The organism is Shewanella sp. 3_MG-2023, assembly GCF_030548765.1.
Taxonomy (GTDB): domain Bacteria; phylum Pseudomonadota; class Gammaproteobacteria; order Enterobacterales; family Shewanellaceae; genus Shewanella.
On the sequence record NZ_JAUOSH010000021.1, the window covers coordinates 16,836 to 31,623 of the forward strand.

Consider the following 14,788-nt stretch of genomic DNA (forward strand, 5'->3'; position numbering starts at 1 on the left):
ATATCTGCTATACTTTCATTAGATTTTTCTCATAAATGAATTGCGCTTAACATTAAAGTCCATTAGAATTTTCTCATAAACAAATTTTTGAGGTGGTACATGGCAACCTTTCACAAACGCTTATCTTTATTTAGTGCAGTAATACCTACTTTGCTGGCTATTGTTAGCTATAGCGCTATAGCTGATACAGACAAACTAAAAACCGATAAAGCTTTTGATACCCTAACAGTCACTGAAACAGAGTCTGTTTCATCAATAATCATTGATGGACAAGTGGAAGCGATTAAAGCCGCTACCGTGTCAGCACAAACCTCAGGGCGCATTATTCAGGTCAATTATGATGTCAATGATGTGGTCACCGCGGGCGCGTCTTTACTTGAAATTACCAGTGATGAGCAGACCGCAGAATTTAATGCGGCAGAGGCTCAGCTTGCCAGTTCAGAAGCCATGAACTTTGAAGCACAAGCGACACTGACTCGTTATGCGGCGCTGTTTCCTCAAGGGGCCATATCTCAAGGGCAAATGGATGAAGCAACCGCCAATGCCAAATCCAGTAGACAAGCGGTATCCGCGGCAAAAGCTCAGCTTAATAAAGCAAAACAAAGTTTAAATTACACTGTGGTTTCTGCGCCATTTGAAGGCCGAGTGACTGAACGCTTTATTGAACTCGGTGAAACCATTTCATATGGTCAGCCATTATTTTCCGGTTTTGATACCCGAGAGTTACGTGCCACTTTTAATGTTCCCTCGCGTTACTTAGCCAACCTGCAAGCGGCTAAGCAGCTTGAATTAACCTTAACCAATGGTGAAAAAGTTATCAGCAACGATATCAATGTTTACCAATTTGCCGATGCCAACAGTCATCAGCATCAAGTAAGAATTAACTTTAGTCATCCTCAAGCACTCACCGGCCAATGGGTTAAAATCGCGGTACCCGTTAAAACCAGCAACGTGGTCATTATTCCCTTAAGTGCTCTTTATCAGGTCAATGATCTGGATGGCGTGTACCGAAAAGTGGGTCAGCACACCTTGTTAACACAAATTCGCCTCGGAAAAGTTGACAAGCAACAGCAAACCGTTGAAGTGTTATCAGGTCTTGATAAAGGTGATGAAATTATCCATAACGCCAGTCGCTACGTGTTACTGCGCGCAGCTAACCAAAGTAAGGAGTAGTTCATGGCTAATTCAGAACCTCGTTTAGGTATTTCTGGCACCATTGCTAAGAACTTTCAAACCAGTGCTATCACCCCTTTACTGGCTATTTTGGCATTACTACTCGGCTTATTTGCGGTACTCATAACCCCTAAAGAAGAAGAGCCGCAAATTGATGTCACCTTTGCTGATGTGTTTATCCCCTATCCAGGTGCAACTCCTACGCAAGTCGCTAATCAGGTTACCTTACCTGCCGAAAAAATTATTTCAGAAATTAAAGGTGTTGATACCCTTTATTCATTCTCACAGCCTGACGGCGCCTTAATCATTGCCATCTTCAAAGTGGGCATTGCTCGAGAACAAGCTGTTGTCGATTTATACAATAAAATTTATTCTAATCTTGATAAATTCAATCAAGCCGCAGGCATTGGTGAGCCGCTGATAAAACCTCGCGGTATTGATGACGTACCTATTTTTGGTCTCACCTTATGGTCAGATGATCCCACCATGAACCCTGAGCAACTCACTAAAGTCGCTACGGTACTAGAAACTGAACTAAAACGTATCCCAGGCACCCGTGAGATATATTCTCAAGGTAGGCATGAGCTTATTGCCAATGTTCGCTTAGATCCTAGTAAGCTAAACAGTTTTGGGATCACGATTGAACAAATTGAGCAAGTGCTAAACAGTAATAATTCCGTCTCAACAACAGGTTCATTAACCCAAAATAATCAAGAGATTAAGGTTCAAACTGGACAGTTTTTAGACTCAGTTGACGATCTTAAAAACCTGGTTATCAAAGTAATACCCGCTAATAACTCAATCACTGAGCCTGCCAGCGCCAAGGTGGTTTATTTAGCCGATGTTGCTGATATCACCTTGAAAAGCGATATTCAAAAGCAGCAGGTCTGGCATGCTAATCAGCAAGGTCAATTCCCTGCTGTAACCATTGCTATTGGTAAGCAAGCCGGTGAAAACGCGGTAGATATTGCCAATTTAATTACAGATAAAGTTGCCAAACTCGATAACTTACTTATTCCTGATAACGTCAATGTCGCTGTTTCCCGTAACTATGGCGCTACCGCGGGCGAAAAAGCCAGCACACTGATATTTAAATTAATTTTTGCTACCGCTGCAGTGGTGATATTGGTGCTATTAACTATGGGCGCCCGCGAATCAGCCATTGTTGGCGTCGCTATTATTATTACCTTAGCACTGACATTATTTGCCTCATGGGCATGGGGCTTTACCCTTAACCGTATTTCACTTTTTGCACTGATATTTTCAATTGGGATCTTAGTGGATGACGCCATTGTTGTGGTAGAAAACATTCACCGTCATATGGCGATGAGTAATAAACCGCTCACAGAATTAATCCCACAGGCTGTGGATGAAGTGGGCGGGCCGACAATTTTGGCCACCTTTACCGTTATTGCGGCATTACTGCCAATGGCGTTTGTTTCTGGCTTAATGGGGCCTTACATGAGCCCTATTCCCATCAATGCCAGTATGGGCATGCTTATCTCGCTATTGATTGCTTTTGTGATGACCCCATGGCTGAGTAATAAATGGCTTAATGCCAAAGCTCACCGAGGTAACACCAGCAGTGACCTAAATGAGCAACCCCATACAGAAACAGCCTCAACTAAATTACTGAGCTTTTTCACTTTCATCATGAAACCATTTCTTGATGGTGAACACGCCAGTAAGGCGCGTAAAGCTATGGCGTTAGGCATTGTGCTACTAATCGCACTCGCGGTGTCATTACCCTTCATGCAAGCCGTTGTGCTTAAAATGCTGCCTTTTGATAATAAATCGGAGTTTCAGGTGATTGTTGATCTACCTGAAGGCACGCCGTTTGAGCAAAATCAAAAACTGCTACAAGAGCTTGGACTTTATCTGACGACTGTTGAAGAAGTTGAACACTTGCAGTTGTACGCAGGCACCCACTCGCCAATGAATTTTAACGGCCTAGTGAGACATTACTTTTTACGTGAAAGCCAAGAAGTGGCTGATATTCAAGTCAATCTGGTTGAAAAGTCAGAACGTGATAGAAACAGTCATGATATTGCTATGTCAGTGAGAGAGCCTTTACAAGCCATTGGTGTCGCTTACAATGCCAATATCAAAATTGTTGAAGTGCCTCCAGGGCCACCAGTATGGTCACCGATTGTGGCTGAAGTTTACGCACCAACCACAGCGCTGCGCGAACAAGCGGCTAACGATTTAATGAGCCGTTTTCAGCAAACTGAGCATGTTGTAGATGTGGATATTTATTTACCCGCACAGCAAAGCAAATGGCAAGTGAGTATTGATCGTAATCGCGCTGCAATTGCTGGGGTGGCTTACTCAAGTATTGTTAATACTATTCAAGCGGCAATTGATGGCAAAGATGCCAGTTACCTTTATCAAAGCAACTTGCACCTGCCAACACCAATCAGGCTGCAGCTTGATGAAGCCGCCAAGGTGGATATGCATCAGGTGATGTTATTAAAAATCCCTTCAGCCTCAGGAGCAATGGTCACCCTTGCTGATGTGGCTTCAATTAAACAAACCAGCATTGATACCACTATTATCCATAAAAATATGGTGCCCATGATCATGGTCATTGCCGATATGGCAGGCCCGACAGGCAGCCCTTTGTATGGCATGTTTGATATGGTAGGCCAAATAAACCATGAGCAAGAAAGTGGTGAAGCAGCATACCCAATGAGCCAATACTTTGCCAATCAGCCCGACGGCTTAGATGAAGTTGCCGTACTATGGGATGGCGAGTGGAAAATAACTTATGAAACCTTCCGCGATATGGGTATTGCTTATGCGGTGGGTATGATTGCGATTTACTTATTAGTAGTCGCACAATTTAAATCTTATACCGTGCCACTGATTATTATGGCGCCCATTCCATTAACCATTATTGGGGTCATGCCAGGGCACGCAATACTCGGGGCGCAATTCACCGCCCCATCAATGATAGGCATGATCGCGCTGGCCGGTATCATAGTGCGAAACTCAATTTTGCTGGTTGATTTTATCCATCAACAGGCAACCGAAGGTGTACCGTTTGAACAAGCCGTGATCAACGCCGCCGCAGTGCGCGCCAAACCAATTATGTTAACGGCCTTTGCCGCCATGATTGGCGCACTATTTATCATTGATGACCCGATTTTTAGTGGGCTAGCAATCAGCCTTATTTTCGGGATATTTATTTCAACCATTTTAACCTTGGTCGTTATCCCAGTACTGTATTACGCAGTAATGAAAAACCGCCAAGGGATCCACAACTAATCTAACGTTTAAGGAGTTACTTATGTCTATTGAAAGATCAATTATGGCTTTTGCCGGCTTTATGGTGCTGTTATCTTTAGTGCTTACCGCTACCGTCAGTCACCATTTTATTTGGCTGACAGCATTTGTTGGTGCTAATCTATTTCAAAGTGCTTTTACTGGTTTTTGTCCCGCCGCTATGGTGATGAAAAAACTCGGTCTAAAAACCGAAGCAGAAAAAGCAACCCAATAGCATTGCAAAAATATATCAATAAGGAGCCACAGTGCAGCCATTAGATTGTAATAAATTTACTATTCAAGCTGTTAAAGCCCTCACCCTACTTGCCATGTGCTTAATGGTATTAACAGTGAGTAAAATAAGCCTTGCCCAAGATATGAATCCCGTTATTGCGTGGGAGAAAATTAACAAGGGTGCGATGATATTGGATGTAAGAACCGCTGAAGAGTTTGCCGCAGGTCACCTTGAGGGCGCGATTAATATTCCCTTTAATATCGCCCTTAAAGAGCTAAATAAACAAAATATTGCCAAAGATACAGCCATCGTATTGTATTGCCGCAGCGGCCGCAGAAGCGGTATTGCCAACGATGAGTTAGCCGCTGCAGGCTACACTCAAACTTATAACGGTGGCGGCATTGCTACTTTATCAGCAAATAAGCAATAACCCGCTTTATTAACGCTTACAGCTAAATGAGCCCCTTATTGGATATAAAAAAGGTCTGCCAGATAACTCTGACAGACCTTTTTGTTACTTCATTAAAAGTCTAAAAAACCACGGTTTTGTTACCATAGACTACTACTTGTTCATCAAGGACAAGCTGCAGGGCTTTACTCAGCACGCTTTTTTCAACATCGCGGCCATTATGAGCGAGTTCTTCTGCGCTGAAACTATGATCAACATTAATCACATCTTGTTTGATAATAGGCCCTTCATCTAAGCAATTATTGACAAAGTGGGCTGTCGCACCAATGATTTTTACCCCACGCTCCCACGCTTGACGATAAGGTGAGGCGCCAATAAATGCCGGTAAAAATGAGTGATGAATATTGATAATGGTATTGGGAAACTCAGCGACAAACTCAGGAGTTAAAATTCGCATATATTTTGCCAATACAATGTAATCAGCATTATAGGGTTTTATAACCTCAAGCATCGCTTGCTCGTGCTGGGCTCGGTCTAAACCTTCATGACTAACATGATGAAATGGAATATCAAACTTTTCAGTTAAGCCTTGCAACACATCGTAATTACCTACCACTGCGGCGATTTCAACATCTAAGCCGCCATAATAGGACTTCATTAAAATATCACCTAAACAATGGGCTTCTTTGGTGACCAAAATGACAATACGTTTTCGGCCTGCATCCACCAACTTCATGTGATTTTGTAGAGGCAACACCTCAGTTAAGTCTGCCAATAACTGCTGATCGTTAATTTGCCCTTCAAGCACAGTACGCATAAAAAAGCGTCCTTGTTCATGGTCAACAAATTCGGTGTTTTTAATAATATTTAGCTTATGGGCAAAACACACCCCGGTAATTTTAGCGATAAGGCCTTTTGCATCTTCACAATCAGTGATCAAAATTTTTCGCTCTAGGCTTGCTGTATTGTTAACTGGGTTACTTTTAGACTTCATAAACTATTGGCTCACAAGAATTAAATCGATGACGTTTACATTCAAATAAAATGCAGCTGGCTAAAAACTATATTTTACTTTTAACATAGCTTTTATGGGAGATGTAATTAAATAACCAGATATATCAATAATTGATTTTTTTATAGCAACCTAATTATTAAATAGTTAAAAGAGTTGCTATATTTATGAGGTTTTAATAATCATTTACGGGTGTCTAGGTACTTTTGCAGTAGTTTGCGCAAACTTTCCGCCTTAGTCCCAAATACAACCTGTACTCCATGCCCCACTTTGATCACCCCTTTCGCGCCTAAGCGCATCAACCTGGGTTTATCGACAAGTTTTGGATTCACGACTGTAATGCGTAAGCGGGTTAAACAAGCATTTAATTCAACAATATTGTCTGCCCCGCCAAGAGCACTAATCATGCTGCGTAGGCTTTCTTTATTGCCGTGACCATCAGCTTCTAACCGCCCAGGGGTTTTTAAGTTAAATGCTACAATACTCACCCTAAATAAAAGATAATAAACAAACCCCGTTAATGGCCCTAAAAACCAAATCCATTGAGTATTACTTGATTGAGCAAACAACAAACTGAAATCAATCAGTCCGTGGGAAAACACCACACTGTGTTTTACTTCAAGCAAAACACAAACGCTATAGGCCACACCAGTCAGAATGGCGTGAATTAAAAACAATATCGGCGCCACAAACATAAAGGCAAATTCAATGGGTTCGGTGATCCCAGTTAACCAACTTGCGGTTGCCGCTGACAGCATAATCCCGGCAACGCGATTACGTTCAGATTTATCCGCGCTACGCCAAATAGCCAACGCTGCAGCAGGGAGTCCCCACATTTTTATGAGGTAACCCCCAGCAAAATTACCCGCAGCAGGATCACCAGCAAGATAGCGAGCTATTTCACCTCTCACCAATTTACCGTCATCAATATATTGTCCCACTTCCAAGTAAAATGGCGCGTTCCAAATGTGGTGTAGGCCCAATGGAATAAGTAATCGTTCAATGGCGCCATAAACACCAAAGGCGACAGCAGGCTCTTGATATACAGCCCATAAGGATAAAGAATCGATTTCATAGGCCAGTGTGGGCCAAATAAAAGCTAAGATGAACGCCATCAGCATGGAAAATGGAATAATGATTAACGCAGCGCTTCGATGGCCTTCAAAAAATGAGAACACTGCTGGCAGTTTTACATTTTCACTCAATCGCACCACCAAACAAGTCAGCGCGCCAATCAGCACACCACCAGCAATTCCGGTATCCATTGTCTCCATCCCCCAAATGGGCCTCGAGGGTAAGTGATAAAGGGTTGTCATTGCTCCAAGGCTTGAAATATAAACGCCAAAGCCAAAAACTGCGACAAAGGCGGCAATACCTTGGTCTTGACAAAAGCCAATGGCAATAGCTATCGCAAATAATAGCGGCATCATGGTAAAAATTAGATTACCCACATTCGAAAGCACGATGGCGAGTTCGGTAGATATAAAAGGAAGGGGATTGGCAGAAAGCCCGAGCATGACACCTGCAGCGGGTAAAATGGCGATGGGAATTAACAGCGCCTGACTAAGACGCTGAGCAAATTTAAACCACCGCTGGCTTAATAACCTTAACTGTCTTGCGACTGGGTTACTGCGGTTTGCCAAGTTGTTATCCATTGTGTGGCTTCTGTTTCTGGTTCCATGGTTTCACAGGCATCGATTTCAAGGCGCGGCGTAATACTGGTTGCACCGAGTTCAGTAAGCAGTTCATCAAATTGTTTTCCTCCGCCGCAGAATGTTTCATAGCTTGAGTCACCTAAGGCAATAACGCTGTAGTTAAGCTTAGGCAAATAAGGCGCTATTGAGCGCAACTCATTAAACCATGGCGCAATATCTTCAGGTAAGTCACCGTGACCAGTGGTAGAGGTCACTATGATCAGTAATTCATCTTCAGCTGGAACATAGCCTAATAGCTCAGTTGGCTGAAACAATTGGGTATTAAAATCCAATTGTGCGATCTTATCGGTTAATGTTTCAGCAACAAATTGTGCACTTCCATACACTGTTCCGAACACTATATTAACTTTATCCATGATATACTTTTCCCCAAGCTCACTGACTGCATTGATTATTACAGCTTAAATGCTGACTAATTTGAGTTAATAGCTTCACCATACTGCATTCCAGCGCTGGGCTGCAAGTATGAAATACAAACAAAAGTAACAACTTATCTAAACGTTAAGGTTATTGTTATGCGCCAAGCCAACCGGCATAGATTGTTCAAACTCCAGCATAAGGCCGCCCATATTAGGCGAAACTTTTACTTTAGATGTGAACAACAAGATACTAGCGAGCCACTTGCAAAAATTGATGAGTTCGAGAAGTTGAAGGCATTATTGTTAAAACACAATAAAACCCCTTTAAAACAAAGTACTTAATAAGCGCACTTACCAAGTACTTGGATTTATCTTTAAGATTCTTACGTAACTTATTATTACGTGATAGTTTTTACGTAAGAATTTTTTATAGCCTACTAAGCAATATCCATAGGTGCTGAGCAATCAAGCGCATCATCCCAGCCAAACTGCTCAAATATCCTCAGCCATTCTTGCTCCAATTCTGTTTCTATATGCATTTTCTCTAAGGTCACAGGATGAGTAAAACGAATTGACTTAGCGATAAGCCATAAACGATTTATCTCAAAGTGCGATCTAAAAAACTTATTCTGCTTACCATCACCATGGGTGGTATCACCAATAATAGGATGACGTAAATGCGCCATATGTCGTCTCAGTTGATGTTTACGGCCCGTTTGCGGTGTAAGGTTAATTAAGCAAAAGCGGCTACTGGGATAACGCCCAGAACTGTATGGGATCTCTGCATTCATTAACGGCTTATAATCAGTTACCGCTTCTTGTGCGGGCTTATCTTTATTGGCCTTTTTGTCGGCAACATCATCTAGTTCTACTTTTAAAGCGTAATCTAAACGATCTGACTCATGCATATTGCCTCGAACCAAAGCGATATATTCTTTCGTCACTTGATGATGTTCAAACTGCTCACAAAGCGCTCTGGCGACTTCACTGCTTTTGGCAAAAACTAACACTCCAGATGTGGGTCTATCTAATCTGTGCACCGGAAACACATGGCAGCCCACTAGGTCTCGAGTCAGTTGCATCGCAAAAAAGCGCTCCTTTCTTGCAAGGTAACTGCGGTGCACCAACAAACCAGCCGGCTTATGAATAACCACCAGATGCTCATCTTCAAAAAGAATTTCTAACTCAGGCGGCGTTTCATCTTCAAGCCCCTCCGCTGCTAGCGTTTCAGCTTGAAGGCTCGCTGCATCTTCTTGGTCATCGAAATATTCATCATCTATCATGTTATTGCTCACTTAAAAAGGTGTCTAACTCAGCCAATAAACGTATCAAAGGATTAAGATCATCACGCTGACTCCACACATGTGCCGCCATAGGGGCTAAGGCTATTTGAGTAGGTAAAGCCTGCTTCATACAAATAAGCTGTTGCATCTTAGGGATAAAAATAAACTGCAACCATTGCTCAAACCCCATGGTATCGCAGGCAAAAGGAGAACTGCTCGCAAGCGCTTGAGCAGAAGGTTTAGTCGATGACCAAAGGTTTGCATCTTTAAGGTTTTGTTCTATCTGAATTAAGTATTGCTCTGTTTTAATATACGGCATAACTGTGATTTATCGCTCACACAAGTTTGAAATAACACGATTGTTTGTGCGACTAATTATATCATCAGGAGGCAGTTAACCCTATAATACGCACAAGTTAATCGCTATATAAAAACACCATGACACAACTCGAAACCCTAAGTGAATTTTTAGACACCGCTAATACTCAATTTCAGGTTTATGATTTAGGCCGCAGAGTCGAAAACATCGATATGATGTTGTTTAATCAAATTGAAGCATTAAAAAACCCTTACCCTTTTCCAACTCAAGGTCATGCACAATTTGCCATCGTGTTTTGGCGCGAAGCACAGCCACCTTTTATTTGGTTTTTAAAGCTGCCACTGGATGAGCAAGGCTTGTTGTCTCCAGCGCAGCGCAGTCAATTCATCAAAATGATCCTCGAAGCTCTAGGGCAAGATCCAACCAAAGCATTAAGTGATGAAGAACAAGAGCGCTATGCTAATCACCCTTTTAGCTTCAAGCCTAGCCAGGAAAAGCTAGCGCTATTTAATGCCTTAGTAAAACGTCAATTAAGCCAGCAACCATCAGCGCAATATCAATTTGCCGCTAGCTACTTTGCTGCGCTGATAGCAAGTCCAAAGAAAGTGGATGACTCGTGGCAGCAATTAGGGCTTCAAGGCATTGCCGACATCTGTGTGCGCCTAGATCAACATAACCACGCTGCAGAAATTAATGCCGCTTTTGAATTTGCCCCAGTTGAAGTTCAAGCAGCTATTTGCCAATGCTTAGAACATGTGACCATTGATGCAGTGCTTGCACAAACCTTGTTTGATAAGTTATCTCAAGCGCCGGTTGAGCATAAGCATATCTATCTTAGAGCCCTTGCTTCACAAGCTGAGTTAACTCAAAAAGCCATTAAGCAATTGGTTAATTACCAACAACTTGATGAAAACTTATTGATCACCATTGCTGCCAGAAACTGGATTGCATTAAAAGATGACCAAACTCGCAAACTTTATCTAGAAGTCTTAGCAAATCAGCCACAAATCTTCTTTAACCAAGTATTTGCTGATATCGTGTCTATACCGAGTTTACGCCAGCCGCTGTTGCTTGAACTAAGAAATACCGAACGAAGTGAGAAACTATCAGCGGCTATTGGCGGTTTATTTAAGGCACTAAGCCAATGATGTCAGATTTTATTTTAATCGTAGCAGTCGTGGTTGTGGGCGCATTCTTTTGGCAATTACGACAAATGGCAGAAATTAGCCGTAAGTATGCTGAAAGCGCCTGCGGCAAGCAAAAAGTACAACTCCTTGCTATCGCAATGGAGTCAGCAAGACCTAGCCTGGGTGGTACTACTGGCCTTTGTTGGCGTGCTAAATTTTTGTTTGAATTTAGCACCGATGGCATGAACCAATATCGCGCGCATATCCAAATGCATGGTAAAAAAATAGAAAAAATAAATTGGCCTATTTTCCCAGAGCCAGAATGGATGGATGCGCCGATGGCAAAAGGTAAGTTTGGTGGTTGTGGCGGCGCATCTAGCTGCAACTCCGGAAAGTGTAAGTAATTTATTGGCTTAACGACTCAATAGGTAAGCCATACTGCATAAACCATTTTTTACTGGAAAATCGTTATTTATTAAACGCTAGCCAAAAGAAAGACCGCGACAAATCATTGCCGCGGTCTCTTGTGCTTTTGTTAAGCCATCCAGCTATTGTTGTGCTCCCTGCACCATCCATGCGTCTAACTTGCTCCGAGCGCTATCCTTATTCAATCCTTGATATTCCTTGTACACTTAAGTACTTTCCATCTTACTCGATTATCCATTGACCGAGCCTGCTCAAATCCTTAAGCGTGTCCTTAATTCATCCTTGGGGTTCTTCCATGACATCCTTTAATCAAGTTATTGCATCCAATGCAATCACCATAAATCCCTTATGGCGTAAATCCCTTAATTGATGTCCTTCAATCTAATAAAGTCGCTTATATCCATAAACTGCAGTGATGGGGTATTAGTTAACTCCTTGTCACTAACCTTTTAATCATGCCACTGTCCATAGCGTACATTTTACCTTGATTTGAAAGTCACTGTAGAGCAGAAAACACTTTACTTATAATCCTATTGATACAACTTAAGCACTTCCTGTGCATATTTGCTTTCTTGGTATCTATTATAGTTCATATGGTTCAACAGGTAAGTCATAAGTATTCACATTACAGCGTAATTACAAAGTAGTAACACCACTAAACCAGCAGGCGTCAAATTAAAATCAATAAAAACAACAACTTTAAAATAAACCTAATTTAAGGCGCGTTTCAAATGCGATAAGGCTTACACCCCTTGTGAGATATATCGCACAAACACTCTGGCTATTAGGGAAATTAACCACTGCAAAAAAATTCACATATTTAACATTTGTATTTCTGAAATGTAAAAAGCGCAATCCTAATAAATTAAGATTGCGCCTATTTTACGCTCTGTTAGCTTATCCGGCTAAATTGTGCTTCCCTGCTCCATCCATGCGATTATTTGCTCCCTGCTCCCTTTATTCCCTGTTACTCAATTTCCTTGTATTCTTGCCAGTTGCTGAATACTTGAGCTTTCAATCCATTGAACAGTCTATCCCTTTGACTGACAGTTTTACTCCTAGATTACCATCCTGGTATGCTGCATCCTGCAATCCGTCATCATCCTGAGAGGGTTCATCCTAGTTTCAGTTATCCATAACTGAGCTTATGCCCTTTCCTTGAGCGTGTCCTGACTTCGTCCTGAATTCATATTTTGAGATAGCTAATAAGAGGTTTTCTCATATAAATATCTCAATGAATAACCAGCCCCCTTCCTTTAATTTTCATCTCATCCTGAGACATTAACGACCAAAGGTTGTTGGCTTTACAATATGACTATTCATTATAAGTGCAATATTAAACAAAACACCCTGTTCTATTTATGTTGCGACCTTGTGTAATATTTTAGCTAAATTCATTGACGAGAAAACACCCCATTTACTCACAAACCAATAAATTCTCGTCACCAAAACAGACCTGAAAACTTAAGGCTATGTTTTAATTGGTAAAAAACAAATTCAGCTAGAGAATGCATACAGACTAAAGTTAGATAACTTACAGGGTATGTGAGATAAGTCTTACACGCCAAAGTGAAACTTGCCTGTTTATGACTTTGAGAGGAATAGCTTTTTTAACATTTGCGCAAACATTACCCAGTCAGCGAGCAAACTGTATAGCGGGTATTCAAAAGTAGCAGGTTTGTTTTTTTCAAATACAAAGTGACCAATCCATGCAAATCCATAACCGATGACAGGGATAAATAATAGTTGCCACCATTGCTGGCTAACTAGAGTCACCAACAGCAATAACACTATCAGTCCAGAGCCGAGGTAATGTAAGCGCCGACATGTGGCATTTTGATGTTGTGATAAATAAAAAGGATAAAACGACTTAAAGTCTTGATACTGTTTATCAGCCATTTATTGCTCCGATTTACTTTGATAAATTAATATCTCACCATCAACAGAGCCAATGGTTTGATCAGACAAATGGCCAAAACCTTCACCAATAAAAAGCGCTGCATGTTTATCGTTGTTAACAAATACTCCGATCCCATCGAGCTCTAACTGCTCATCGCACCAACTTAACACCGCTTGAATTAATTTTGCCCCATTACCTTTTCTTTGCTCATTAGGGCTCAAAGCGATAAATTGTAAAATACCGTATTGTTTACTCGGTAAACTTTCTAAGATGGTATGCTCTTTTTTAATAAATGCTTGGGTTGAACTCCAACCAGTGCCGAGTACCATTTTTAAACGCCAGTGCCAGTAACGACTTTCACCAAGAGGCACTTGATGGGTGATCACACAGGCGACACCGATGAGACGTTTGCCTTCAAACCAACCAATTAATGGTTGCTCTTGCTGCCATAACTCTGTGAGCTCTTCTCTGATTGCAGCCCGCAGTTTTTGTTCGTAATTGGCTTTATTAGCAGTGGCTAAAGCTTCAATAAAAAATGGATCATCATGATAGGCATTATAAATAATCGATGCTGCAACTCTTAGATCTTCCGCAGTCAAATAAACCGCTCTAGGTTGATCGTTAGTTTGTTCATCCAAAGACGGCGCAGCTTGAGTTTTCGGGGGCAAAGTGTTGTTTTCCATGATGTCACTCTTAACTAATCCAGTTGATAGTCTCAACTTAACAACTTTGAAACATATTGCAATTTAAATAGGGTCACCTAATCTTAGTAAAGTAATATCATTCATACATGGTGAAAGCTCATGGATACGACAACGACAACATTTGAACACTTATTTCAGCAATTAGGATTAAGTTCATCTAAGGAAGATATTAACCAGTTTATCGAACAACATAAACTGGCTAAAAATAGCACCATTGCACAGGCTGGATTTTGGTCAGAATCGCAAAGACACTTTATTGAAGAGGCCTTACATCAAGACGGCCAGTGGTCTGAATTAATAGACCAACTGGACGTTTTATTAAGAAATTAAATGTTTTGGTAAGCAGTTTCACCCCAACCCACTAATTTGTTGTCACTTATTACAACTGGGGTACATTCACTTTTTGTGGTTTTGCCGTCACCTTTACTCCATTGAGTACGGTAGAAAAACACCTGAACCTCTTTCTTTGGACTTTCAGCGTCAGCTTGGGTCACATAAGCCTCACTGAAATCAGCCGTTCCCATCAAAATGGTGACTTGATCTTTTGCCATTCCGATTGAAAGTTTCGCTAAGTTATTACGATTAGTTTGTTGTTGTTTTTGCCAATATGAATCACTACGCTTACCTTCGTGATCGCCCACATTCAATACGCAACCAGTTAGTGAAGTCGCTGCTATAGCCATAATTAATGCTGCACCCAATTTTGCTTTCATAATACGTCCCTTTCAAATGGTTCTAATGTAATTTCTACTGAAACTGTTTTTCAGAGTAAGTTATACTGTTCTCAATACTGATTAAGCTAAAAGTGTGCCAAAAATTAAAGCCTTGATTTTATTCACCATTTAAAACCATGTCTCACTTT

At 41.3% G+C, this 14,788-nt stretch carries 15 protein-coding genes; 7 read left to right on the forward strand and 8 right to left on the reverse strand.

Annotated elements, in window-relative coordinates; genetic code table 11:
• Positions 1-99 precede the first annotated feature (99 nt).
• From Q4591_RS12895 to Q4591_RS12910, 4 genes are all read left to right on the forward strand, one after another.
• Positions 100-1,173: an efflux RND transporter periplasmic adaptor subunit gene (locus Q4591_RS12895; RefSeq protein WP_303461359.1), complete on the forward strand. Its 1,074-nt coding sequence runs from the start codon at positions 100-102 to the stop codon at positions 1,171-1,173.
• Between the two features lie 3 nt (positions 1,174-1,176).
• A complete protein-coding gene (locus tag Q4591_RS12900; protein ID WP_303461362.1) occupies positions 1,177-4,440 on the forward strand; it encodes an efflux RND transporter permease subunit in 3,264 nt (1,087 codons plus the stop codon).
• A 22-nt stretch (positions 4,441-4,462) separates the two neighbouring features.
• A complete protein-coding gene (locus Q4591_RS12905) occupies positions 4,463-4,672 on the forward strand; it encodes a DUF2892 domain-containing protein (RefSeq protein WP_102437507.1) in 210 nt (69 codons plus the stop codon).
• A gap of 94 nt (positions 4,673-4,766) precedes the next feature.
• Positions 4,767-5,102: a rhodanese-like domain-containing protein gene (locus Q4591_RS12910; RefSeq protein ID WP_102520711.1), complete on the forward strand. Its 336-nt coding sequence runs from the start codon at positions 4,767-4,769 to the stop codon at positions 5,100-5,102.
• Positions 5,103-5,202: 100 nt separating this feature from the next.
• Here Q4591_RS12910 and purU read toward each other — a convergent pair whose 3' ends face one another.
• From purU to Q4591_RS12935, 5 genes are all read right to left on the reverse strand, one after another.
• Positions 5,203-6,075: a formyltetrahydrofolate deformylase gene (gene purU / locus Q4591_RS12915; RefSeq protein ID WP_303461364.1), complete on the reverse strand. Its 873-nt coding sequence runs from the start codon at positions 6,073-6,075 to the stop codon at positions 5,203-5,205.
• Between the two features lie 200 nt (positions 6,076-6,275).
• Entirely contained in the window at positions 6,276-7,748 is a 1,473-nt protein-coding gene (locus Q4591_RS12920; RefSeq protein WP_102475700.1) for a PTS transporter subunit EIIC, read from the reverse strand.
• Positions 7,700-8,164, reverse strand: a complete 465-nt coding sequence (locus Q4591_RS12925) for a flavodoxin (protein WP_102520704.1) — start codon at positions 8,162-8,164, stop codon at positions 7,700-7,702. Before Q4591_RS12925 ends, Q4591_RS12920 begins: the two co-directional genes overlap by 49 nt.
• Before the next feature lie 440 nt (positions 8,165-8,604).
• Positions 8,605-9,450, reverse strand: coding sequence for a tRNA pseudouridine(65) synthase TruC (gene truC / locus Q4591_RS12930; RefSeq protein WP_303461367.1), 846 nt, complete (start codon positions 9,448-9,450; stop codon positions 8,605-8,607).
• Between the two features lies 1 nt (position 9,451).
• Positions 9,452-9,769 (reverse strand): YqcC family protein, encoded by a 318-nt coding sequence (locus Q4591_RS12935; RefSeq protein WP_102520705.1) that lies wholly within the window; start codon positions 9,767-9,769, stop codon positions 9,452-9,454.
• A gap of 119 nt (positions 9,770-9,888) precedes the next feature.
• Between Q4591_RS12935 and Q4591_RS12940 the strand changes: the two genes are divergently transcribed.
• Positions 9,889-10,917: a DUF3549 family protein gene (locus Q4591_RS12940; RefSeq protein ID WP_303461370.1), complete on the forward strand. Its 1,029-nt coding sequence runs from the start codon at positions 9,889-9,891 to the stop codon at positions 10,915-10,917.
• Positions 10,914-11,300 (forward strand): DUF3301 domain-containing protein, encoded by a 387-nt coding sequence (locus Q4591_RS12945; RefSeq protein WP_102437520.1) that lies wholly within the window; start codon positions 10,914-10,916, stop codon positions 11,298-11,300. The genes Q4591_RS12940 and Q4591_RS12945 overlap by 4 nt, the downstream gene beginning before the upstream one ends.
• Before the next feature lie 1,606 nt (positions 11,301-12,906).
• Here the strand turns inward: Q4591_RS12945 and Q4591_RS12950 are convergent.
• Positions 12,907-13,221, reverse strand: coding sequence for a DUF962 domain-containing protein (locus tag Q4591_RS12950; RefSeq protein ID WP_102475703.1), 315 nt, complete (start codon positions 13,219-13,221; stop codon positions 12,907-12,909).
• The gene (locus tag Q4591_RS12955) at positions 13,222-13,860 is read right to left on the reverse strand and encodes a GNAT family N-acetyltransferase (RefSeq protein ID WP_102437597.1); all 639 of its coding nucleotides are present in this window, start codon (positions 13,858-13,860) and stop codon (positions 13,222-13,224) included.
• A gap of 165 nt (positions 13,861-14,025) precedes the next feature.
• Here Q4591_RS12955 and Q4591_RS12960 point away from each other — a divergent pair, with 165 nt between their 5' ends.
• Positions 14,026-14,256 (forward strand): DUF2789 domain-containing protein, encoded by a 231-nt coding sequence (locus tag Q4591_RS12960; RefSeq protein ID WP_102437524.1) that lies wholly within the window; start codon positions 14,026-14,028, stop codon positions 14,254-14,256.
• Here Q4591_RS12960 and Q4591_RS12965 read toward each other — a convergent pair.
• Positions 14,253-14,639 (reverse strand): DUF3192 domain-containing protein, encoded by a 387-nt coding sequence (locus tag Q4591_RS12965; RefSeq protein WP_102475704.1) that lies wholly within the window; start codon positions 14,637-14,639, stop codon positions 14,253-14,255. The two genes, Q4591_RS12960 and Q4591_RS12965, sit on opposite strands and share 4 nt — an antisense overlap.
• Positions 14,640-14,788 lie beyond the last annotated feature (149 nt).

What these genes read in the sequence shown, in the direction of transcription:
- Q4591_RS12895 (WP_303461359.1), top strand. Translation starts at nt 100, where the DNA reads ATGGCAACCTTTCACAAACGCTTATCTTTATTTAGTGCAGTAATACCT.
- Q4591_RS12900 (WP_303461362.1), top strand. Translation starts at nt 1,177, where the DNA reads ATGGCTAATTCAGAACCTCGTTTAGGTATTTCTGGCACCATTGCTAAG.
- Q4591_RS12905 (WP_102437507.1), top strand. Translation starts at nt 4,463, where the DNA reads ATGTCTATTGAAAGATCAATTATGGCTTTTGCCGGCTTTATGGTGCTG.
- Q4591_RS12910 (WP_102520711.1), top strand. Translation starts at nt 4,767, where the DNA reads ATGTGCTTAATGGTATTAACAGTGAGTAAAATAAGCCTTGCCCAAGAT.
- purU (WP_303461364.1), bottom strand. Translation starts at nt 6,075, where the DNA reads ATGAAGTCTAAAAGTAACCCAGTTAACAATACAGCAAGCCTAGAGCGA.
- Q4591_RS12920 (WP_102475700.1), bottom strand. Translation starts at nt 7,748, where the DNA reads ATGGATAACAACTTGGCAAACCGCAGTAACCCAGTCGCAAGACAGTTA.
- Q4591_RS12925 (WP_102520704.1), bottom strand. Translation starts at nt 8,164, where the DNA reads ATGGATAAAGTTAATATAGTGTTCGGAACAGTGTATGGAAGTGCACAA.
- truC (WP_303461367.1), bottom strand. Translation starts at nt 9,450, where the DNA reads ATGATAGATGATGAATATTTCGATGACCAAGAAGATGCAGCGAGCCTT.
- Q4591_RS12935 (WP_102520705.1), bottom strand. Translation starts at nt 9,769, where the DNA reads ATGCCGTATATTAAAACAGAGCAATACTTAATTCAGATAGAACAAAAC.
- Q4591_RS12940 (WP_303461370.1), top strand. Translation starts at nt 9,889, where the DNA reads ATGACACAACTCGAAACCCTAAGTGAATTTTTAGACACCGCTAATACT.
- Q4591_RS12945 (WP_102437520.1), top strand. Translation starts at nt 10,914, where the DNA reads ATGATGTCAGATTTTATTTTAATCGTAGCAGTCGTGGTTGTGGGCGCA.
- Q4591_RS12950 (WP_102475703.1), bottom strand. Translation starts at nt 13,221, where the DNA reads ATGGCTGATAAACAGTATCAAGACTTTAAGTCGTTTTATCCTTTTTAT.
- Q4591_RS12960 (WP_102437524.1), top strand. Translation starts at nt 14,026, where the DNA reads ATGGATACGACAACGACAACATTTGAACACTTATTTCAGCAATTAGGA.
- Q4591_RS12965 (WP_102475704.1), bottom strand. Translation starts at nt 14,639, where the DNA reads ATGAAAGCAAAATTGGGTGCAGCATTAATTATGGCTATAGCAGCGACT.